Source organism: Staphylococcus petrasii, from assembly GCF_002902565.1.
In the GTDB taxonomy this organism is placed as follows: Bacteria; Bacillota; Bacilli; order Staphylococcales; family Staphylococcaceae; genus Staphylococcus; species Staphylococcus petrasii.
Window position 1 is genome coordinate 1 of sequence record NZ_PPRC01000057.1, and the last position, 8,768, is coordinate 8,768.

At 33.4% G+C, this 8,768-nt stretch carries 10 protein-coding genes; 3 read left to right on the forward strand and 7 right to left on the reverse strand.

Annotated features, from left to right (window positions below):
• The first annotated feature begins 107 nt into the window (after positions 1–107).
• Entirely contained in the window at positions 108–1,355 is a 1,248-nt protein-coding gene (locus CD127_RS09165) for an aminoacyltransferase (protein WP_103366488.1), read from the forward strand.
• 78 nt (positions 1,356–1,433) lie between these two features.
• On the opposite strand, the gene CD127_RS09170 is transcribed toward CD127_RS09165, so the two are convergent.
• The 4 genes from CD127_RS09170 to CD127_RS09185 all read right to left on the reverse strand — a co-directional run bounded on the left by CD127_RS09170 (position 1,434) and on the right by CD127_RS09185 (position 5,240).
• Positions 1,434–2,165 (reverse strand): amino acid ABC transporter ATP-binding protein, encoded by a 732-nt coding sequence (locus tag CD127_RS09170; protein ID WP_103298469.1) that lies wholly within the window; start codon positions 2,163–2,165, stop codon positions 1,434–1,436.
• The gene (locus CD127_RS09175; RefSeq protein WP_103298475.1) at positions 2,162–2,881 is read right to left on the reverse strand and encodes an amino acid ABC transporter permease; all 720 of its coding nucleotides are present in this window, start codon (positions 2,879–2,881) and stop codon (positions 2,162–2,164) included. Before CD127_RS09175 ends, CD127_RS09170 begins: the two co-directional genes overlap by 4 nt.
• Positions 2,862–3,656, reverse strand: a complete 795-nt coding sequence (locus CD127_RS09180) for a transporter substrate-binding domain-containing protein (RefSeq protein ID WP_103366489.1) — start codon at positions 3,654–3,656, stop codon at positions 2,862–2,864. Before CD127_RS09180 ends, CD127_RS09175 begins: the two co-directional genes overlap by 20 nt.
• 138 nt (positions 3,657–3,794) lie before the next feature.
• Entirely contained in the window at positions 3,795–5,240 is a 1,446-nt protein-coding gene (locus CD127_RS09185; RefSeq protein ID WP_103366490.1) for an MDR family MFS transporter, read from the reverse strand.
• 163 nt (positions 5,241–5,403) lie between these two features.
• Between CD127_RS09185 and CD127_RS09190 the strand changes: the two genes are divergently transcribed.
• On the forward strand, positions 5,404–5,505 hold the full coding sequence (locus tag CD127_RS09190; protein WP_103298466.1) for a putative metal homeostasis protein: 102 nt from the start codon (positions 5,404–5,406) through the stop codon (positions 5,503–5,505).
• 158 nt (positions 5,506–5,663) lie between these two features.
• Here CD127_RS09190 and CD127_RS09195 read toward each other — a convergent pair whose 3' ends face one another.
• Positions 5,664–6,350, reverse strand: coding sequence for a 2,3-diphosphoglycerate-dependent phosphoglycerate mutase (locus CD127_RS09195; RefSeq protein ID WP_103298465.1), 687 nt, complete (start codon positions 6,348–6,350; stop codon positions 5,664–5,666).
• 541 nt (positions 6,351–6,891) lie between these two features.
• Here CD127_RS09195 and CD127_RS09200 point away from each other — a divergent pair.
• Positions 6,892–7,323, forward strand: coding sequence for an aggregation-promoting factor C-terminal-like domain-containing protein (locus CD127_RS09200; RefSeq protein ID WP_103366491.1), 432 nt, complete (start codon positions 6,892–6,894; stop codon positions 7,321–7,323).
• A gap of 56 nt (positions 7,324–7,379) precedes the next feature.
• On the opposite strand, the gene CD127_RS09205 is transcribed toward CD127_RS09200, so the two are convergent.
• Positions 7,380–8,249: a cation diffusion facilitator family transporter gene (locus CD127_RS09205; RefSeq protein WP_103366492.1), complete on the reverse strand. Its 870-nt coding sequence runs from the start codon at positions 8,247–8,249 to the stop codon at positions 7,380–7,382.
• A gap of 201 nt (positions 8,250–8,450) precedes the next feature.
• Positions 8,451–8,768, reverse strand: a 318-nt coding sequence (locus CD127_RS09210; protein WP_103366493.1) for a GtrA family protein, incomplete at its 5' end; no start/stop codon positions are given.

Below are 8,768 nucleotides of genomic sequence, written 5' to 3' on the forward strand. Positions count from 1 at the left end.
ACATACTACTAAAGTATGAGTGAATATAATAATAAAATATGTGTAATAGTGCAGTTAATTTGATAGAATAGGTTAGAATTCTTAAAAAGACAGAGGAGTAGATATGTATGAAATTCGTTAATTTAACACCTGAAGAATTTGAAAAATTTACATCCGAAAATTTTTCACATTACACTCAATCGCGTATTCATTACGACAATAGAAATGAAATGAAACATGATGTTCACATTGTAGGTGTCAAAGATGAGGAAGGTAACGTTATTGCTGGAACTTTAATGACTGAAGCGCGTGCCCTAAAAATTTATAAATATTTCTATACTCACCGTGGTCCTGTAATGGATTATAGTGATATTAAATTAGTTCACTTTTTCTTTAAATCATTAACAGATTATTTGAAAAAACAAAATTGCTTATTCGTGTTAGTTGACCCTTATATTTTAGAAAACTTAAGAAATGCAGACGGTGAAATCTTAGAAAGCTATGATAATCGCGCCGTTATTAAAACATTAGAAGATTTAGGCTATAAACACCAAGGTTGGTCCGTAGGTTATAGTACAATGAGTCAAATTCGTTGGTTATCTATCCTTGACCTTAAAGATAAATCTGAGGATCAATTATTAAAAGAAATGGATTATCAAACACGCCGTAATATTAAAAAAACGTATGAAATGGGCGTTAAAGTAAGAACATTACCTATGGAAGAAACAGATACGTTCTTTGAACTTTTCCAAATGGCAGAAGAAAAGCATGGCTTCAAATTTAGAGATAAACCTTACTTCTATGAAATGCAAAAAACTTATCAAGACCACGCAATGTTAAAACTTGCTTATATTGATTTAAAAGACTATTTATCTACTCTCCAACAAAAACACGATGATTTAACAAAACAATTAACTGATGTTGATGAGGCGTTAAAAGAAAGCCCTAATTCTAAGAAAAATAAAAATAAGAAAACACAAATTGAGCAACAATTAAACAGTAATGAACGTAAGCTCAATGAAACAAAAGAGAAAATCGCTGCAGAAGGTGAAGTGTTAAATCTAGCAGCTGCGCTTTATATTTATAATGACCACGAAGTTTACTACTTATCAAGTGGTTCTAACCCTAAATACAATGCTTATATGGGTGCTTATCGTTTACAATGGGAAATGATTAAATTTGCTAAAGAGCATAATATCGATCGTTACAACTTCTACGGCATTACAGGAGACTTCAGTGAAGATGCCGAGGATTATGGCGTACAACAATTCAAAAAAGGCTTCAACGCTAATGTATATGAATATATTGGAGACTTTATTAAACCAATTAAGCCATTAGCTTATCGCGCTCAAAAATTATTAGACCGTAGAAAATAATTCTAATTTAAATAACCTCAATAAAAAACCACGTTATAAAGAATTGTTCCATTCTCTATAACGTGGTTTTATTTTATCTTAATCTTCATTAATTACATTTAAGAATCTGCGAAGTTCTTCTGATTTAGGATGATTAAACATCTCATCTGGAGAACCTTGTTCACCAATTCTACCTTCATGAATGAAGACAATTTTATTTGAAACCTCTCTTGCGAAGCGCATTTCATGTGTCACAATGACCATTGTCATGCCTTCATCTGCTAATTCTTTAATTACTCTCAATACGTCGTTTACTAATTCAGGGTCTAATGCAGACGTTGGCTCATCAAACAACATGACTTTTGGATTCATAGCTAATGCTCTTGCAATCGCTACACGTTGTTGTTGACCACCTGATAAAGCATGAGGACGTTGGTCTTTAACGCTTGTTAATCCAACTTTCTCTAATAATCCCATCGCTCTCTCTTTAGCGTCCGCTTTGCTCATTTTCTTAACAGTTACTAAACCTTCCATCACATTCTCTAAAGCAGTTTTATGTGGGAAAAGATTATAACTTTGGAAAACCATGCCTGATTGTTTACGAACATTAATTTGAGATTTTTTATTATTAGCTGTATAGCTTTCTCCGTTAACCGTTACATTACCTTCAGTTGGAATCTCTAAAGCATTAATCATACGCAATAACGTTGTTTTACCTGAACCTGAACGGCCAATAAGTGTCACAACTTCCCCTTTATCAACGTTTAAATCAATGCCTTTAATGACTTCTTTATCATTGAATGATTTATGGATACCACTTAATTCAATCATGAGTTATACCCTCTTTCAATATATGATTCATAGAAGCTTTGGATCACTGAAATAATGAAACATACGACCCAGTACATTACAGCTACAAGAATATAAATAGTAAAATATTCATATGTTGTAGAAGCCACTTCCTGAGCTTTACGGAACATTTCAGCTACTAAGATAAATCCTAATAAAGATGTATCTTTAATTAAACCTAAGAACGTGTTACCTAAAGCTGGAATCGATACACGAATCGCTTGAGGTAGAATAATACGTTGAATCGTTTGACGATAATTCATACCAATAGAATACGCCGCTTCCGTTTGTCCTTTAGGGATTGAAATAATACCACCACGGATAATCTCAGATGCATAAGCACCTACATTAAGAGATAAACCGATAATGGCTGATAGTACAGACGATAACGTCCATTGTTCATCGGCATTACCTGTAATTAGACGACCTAATTCAGGAATACCATAGAAGATGATGAACAATTGTACAATCATTGGTGTCCCACGAATGATTGAAACATAGACACGCGCAATTCCTCTTAATATCTTACTATTTGAAATACGCATTAATGCTGTAAATAAAGCAATAATTAAACCTATGATAAACGTAACAATTGTTATTGGGATAGAATATTTAACTAATCCCTCTAACATTGGCCCAAATGCTTGCCCTGCTGCATCAAGTGCGTGTTGTTGTTGACTATTTAGGCTCAGAAACATTTTCACCGAACCATTTCTTACCGATTTCTGCTAATTTACCGTTTTCTTTAAGTTTATCAAGGCCTTTATTGAAATCAGAAACTACTTTGTCATCTACACTTTTATTGAATGTAAATGCTGATTTACTTTGTTCTGCGTCACCTTTAATTGCTTTGATTTTAGCATTAGGTTTTTGTTTTTTATAATCTAAGTAAGATAAGCTATCGTTAAATGTACCGTCTACACGATTAGATAATAATAAGTCCATTGCTTGGTTGAAGCCATCAACTTTAGTGATATTAGCACCTTTATCTTTAGCTAATTTACCGTAGTTAGATGTAAATGTTTGTGCTAATTTTTTACTTCTAACATCATTAAATGATTTAATATTTTTTTCATTTTCACGTACTACTAATACTGCGCTTGAATAAGTGTAAGGTTTAGAGAATTTGTATTTTTCTTCTCTTTCTTTGTTAATACCAACTTGGTTAGCAATAACGTCGAAACGTTTAGCATCTAAACCAGCAAACATTGAATCCCATGATGTTTCATTGAATTTAAGTTTGTAACCTTCTTCTTTAGCTACTGCTTTGATTACATCGATATCATAACCCGTTAATTCGTCTTTTTTGTTGTGGAACGTGAATGGTGCATATGTACCTTCAGTACCTACTCTTAAAGTTTTTTTGTCGCTACTGCTAGATTTTGAATCACTGTTTTTATCAGATGACCCACTATTACCACAAGCAGCTAACACAAAGATAAGTGCTAAAGCTACAAATAAAAGTCTCTTCATTTTTTATTTCCTCCATATTCCTATTAGATTAGTCAGAATAAATTAATTCTAATCTCAACGGTAGGAATAGTCAATAATATTTTGCATCATGTCAAGTGTTCAGAATGTTTGGATATTATCAACTATTAACCAACATGTTTAATTATCTTGCGCCTCGGCTTTTACTTTCTTTTTACTTTTAATGAGAAAAGTTAACAACAAACTGATAACTGTAATACCGACTGCAAATAAAAAGCCTGCATGATAGCCATGTAACATTGCATCGAGTTGAATTTGAAGCATCATGTCTTGTTTGTTCATCCCTTGATAGTCACTCATCGTTGGTTTAAAGCTTTTACTAGCAGAACTTAAAATCGTAATTAAGCCTGCAGTCCCAATTGAACCAGAAATTTGTTGAATTGTGTTTGTCATCGAAGAACCATGTGCATTCAATTCTGGTGTCAGTTGATTCATCGTATGTGTCATTACTGGCATTAATCCTAAAGCGATACCAATCATACGAACCGCGTAAATCGTTGCGAGCATGATAGTTGAGGTATGTTCATCCATAAAGACAAAGTAAGATGTCGTTACAATAACAATTAACATACCAATAATTGCCAATACTTTAGCGCCAAATGTTTCATATAACCAGCCAGATATCATCGACATAATAGCCATGACAATCGCACCTGGAAGTAAAATTAATCCTGAATCTACCGGGGTACGATTTAAGACATTTTGCACAAACATTGGTGTTACTGTTTCAGAACCGATCATTGAAATCATAGTTACTGCCATGATTGATAAACCAACCGCAAATTCTTTATTTTTAAACACTTTAAAGCTAAGCAACGGTGTTTCAAGTCGTTGTTGTCTCCAAATGAATAATCCTACTAAGATGATGCCACCTATAATGGTTAATAACACGATTGGATTATCCCAACCATCGTGCGAAATAGAACTTACACCATACAGTAATCCACCAAAGCCTAGAATAGATAAGATAATTGAAATCATATCAATTGGGGCTTTGACGTTTGTACCCACGTTTTTAACAATTTTCAGAGCAAGAATAAATGTGATTGCTGAAATTGGAGCTACCACATGGAAGAGTGATCTCCAGTTAAAATATTCCACTAAATAACCTGATAATGTTGGTCCTATGGCTGGTGCTAGGCCGATGACTAAACCAAAGAATCCCATATATTTACCACGTTCATGCGGTTCAAAGATATCAAGTATCGTCGTCATCATTAGTGGCATCATGATACCTGAACCTAACGCTTGGATGATACGCGCAATTAATAATATTGTGAAGTTCGGACTGAAACCGCCTAATAACGTTCCTATCAAGAAAATAGCGATCCCTGTTAAGAATACTTGTCTCGTCGTATAACGTTGAATAATGAATGCTGATAATGGTACCACTACCCCATTCGTTAATAGAAAGGCCGTCGTAAGCCACTGTACTTGCGAATATTCTATATTAAAATCTTTCATAATTCGCGGTAACGCAGTCGTTAGTAAAGTTTCATTTAATAGTCCAAAGAAACCGCCTAATAACATTGTATAAATCATTGCTAATTTTCTTTTATGCGACATTGTTTTCCTCCATTCTCTCGGTGCTAAGTGTCAGATACTGTTGCTTATTATACAGATTCAAATTTAATTTTCACATAAATAGTTGTAAATTTTGTAAATCGTAATAATTACTATTTACAAAAATGCTGTTTTCCTTTATCCTTTTAGAAAAGGAGGCCCAAATATGAAACAAGATTTACAAACAGCACGACGCAATTTAAATAGCCCTAACATCAAAACACGCAAACGAGCTTTAAAAATTATTAAGCAACATAAACGCAAATAAGTGAGCTTTCATACAGCCATCTGAAAATCACTTTATTGTCGTTCATAAAACTTAATATGCAAACTACACTTTTATTTAACATTTAACTCCTAAAAAAAGAGCAGAATGGAAATCTTCTTCATTATAAAGATTTCCATTCCACTCTTTTCAATAGAACATTATAAATAATAATGATCAGTAACGTTTAAATGTTCATCTAATTCATAAATTAATGGCGCACCTGTTTTAATTTCATAACCCACGATATCTTCATCAGAAATATTATCTAAATATTTGATAAGTGCACGAATTGAATTACCATGTGCTGCAACTAACACAGTCTCTCCATCTAATAAATGTTGTGAAATTCTATCAGTCCAAATAGGTACCACACGTTCAAGCGTAGTTTTTAAACTTTCAGAATATGGCATCATACGGTGGTCTAAATGACGATAACGACGATCTTTTAAATATGTTTCTCGTTGTTCTTCAGTTTCTGCTGGTGGTTTCACATCATATGAACGACGCCATTGATGTACTTGTTCTTCACCAAACTCTTTACGCGCTTCGTCTTTATTTAAACCTTGTAATTTACCATAGTGACGCTCATTTAAACGCCAACTTTTATGAACTGGAATCCATTGTTGATCAGATTCCGCTAATAAATATTGCGTTGTTTCTAAGGCTCTTGTTAATAATGATGTATACGCCACATCAATTTCGATACCGCTCTCTTTCAATTTACGGCCAGATTTAATCGCTTCCTCTCGACCTTGATCAGATAATTGAACATCTTCCCAACCTGTAAATAAGTTTTTAGCATTCCATTCACTTTGTCCGTGACGGCATAAGATTAATTTTGGCATATGAAACACCTTCCTGTATTTGCTTCGTACTACTTTTTTTGAAAAGTAAAACGAGGCTTAAAAATTCTTCTCTGTGCTAAGTATCTGAGTGCCTCTTTCTCTAATTACTTTCATTATAAAACTATTTCAATATTTTTCATAATCTTAGCGTTTTATCATCACTCTGCCATATATGTCTTTGAACCGTCATGTTTGTTACTTGGCTTACATCTCTGACAATTACTTTTGATATGGCAGTAACCTATGACATGTTTAAAGGTGTTAAAGTATAGTCACCGTAATCGACAGCAAAAGAAATTGGGAGCGGGACAGAAATTTAAATAATTTCGTCGTATCCCCAACTTGCTTTGTTTGTAGACTTTCTTTTCGAAAGTCTCTATGTTGGGGCCCCGCCCGCCAGTCAAGGATGACTAGGTTTGAAAAAAGCTTGCTTTAAGCGCACTTTCAAATCAGTCAGCTACTGCCAAAATGTTAATGAAGGTTGAAACATTTTATGCCGTTCTCTTCTCAACTTTAACCAATTAACAAAGGAGTTTTTATTATGAAGAAAACAATATTTGCATTAATGACTATGGTCTCGTTAGGTGCGGCTGGCATAGAAACAGGACAAGCACATGCGAGTGAACTTACATCGCATCAATCTCAACAACAAAATTATGAATATAATCAATCATCTTCATCATCAGCCTCAACATCAAGTACTAATACGACAAATGAAAGCACGCAATCTGTTTATGAACAGTTTATTGCAGCGGGTGGAACAGAGGCGCTTTGGGAAAGCATTGTTCTACCAGAATCGGGTGGTAATCCAAATGCTTCAAACGGACAATATCATGGTTTAGGTCAAACGAATCAATCTTGGGGATATGGTTCAGTTGAAACGCAAACTAAAGGCATGATCCAATACGCCAAAGAACGCTATGGTTCTATTGAAGCAGCGATTAGCTTCAGACAAGCAAATGGTTGGTGGTAAAGATAAAAAGGTTCACTATTAAGCTCTTTGCTCAATAGTGAACCTTTTTATTCAATCTAATCTAATGTATCTGGTTCTGGATGAACATATACTGAAGAAATACCTACGCTATGTAAATGTGACTCCACTTTATCACAGATTTCATGTGCTTCTTGTAATGATAAATGTGCGTCTACTACTATTGTTACATCTAAAAAGATACTACTACCGTGATAACGTCCTTTTACACTTTTTACATCTTTCACATCTTTGACTTCTAATACCTCATTACGATATTCTTCTAAATCCTTTTCATTAAAACCATCACTTAAAGCAAAGATAGAATCTTTAAAAATACCAAACCCAGTATAAATAATAAGTAAGCCTAATAGTGTGGCTAAAATAACATCGACAATAGATAATCCAAATTGGGTAAATACTAATCCAATTGCTGTCCCAATACTTACTAGCCCATCAGACATATTGTCTTTGGCTGCTGAATCTAAAGAACTACTTTTGGTTTTTTTAGCTAATCGATGATTGACTGCATAAACCCCGATCATTATAATCCCACTGATTAAACTGATGATAATCGTAATAAAATTAGGTGTGTGATGTTCATGTGTAAATATGCGAGGGGCATTTTCAATAACTACTTGTATCCCTACAAACATAATAATAAATGATACTAATAACGTTGACATATTCTCAGATTTCAAATGGCCATATGGATGGTTCTTATCAGCTGGCTTAATAGAAATCTTAAGTCCTACAATAACCGCAATCGATACTATAATATCGGTCATATTATTTAAAGCGTCTGCTCTGACTGCTGCTGAATCATATACAAAACCGGTAATATATTTAGAAACTGAAAGAATAATATATACAACTAAGCTTAGATACGCGCCTCTTTGAGCTAACTTCAGATTTTCACTTTGAGACATCTCATTACCCACCTTAAAAGCGTTAATATCAATAGTATGAGCCATGAAATATTGAATTACAACGTTTTTTTATTTCTATAATTTTTGTATAAACACGCTAATTTATTTTTTAGCTAAGCCTAAATTGTCAATTTACCGATGCTAAAAAAAGCCCTCTAATAAGTCTATATCTAGACTATTAAAAGGCGTCAATAGTGTTCTTTATTTATCGCGCAATAACCATTTTGATAACACAAATGTAATTGGAATAGTAACAATCAATCCTACAAACGGTGCGATTTCAGATGGAAAATTAAACCATCTTACAAAAATATATAAAAATAGTGTCTGCATCCCCATATTCACAACTTGTGTTAAAGGGAAACTTAAAAACTTTTTCAAAGTTGGTTTTACGTTATAAACAAAATAACAATTTAAATAATAAGAAATAATAAAACTCACTACAAAACCTATAATATGACTGAGCATATAATATACATTAAATAACTTTAATAAAATTAAGTACACGAGGTAATAATC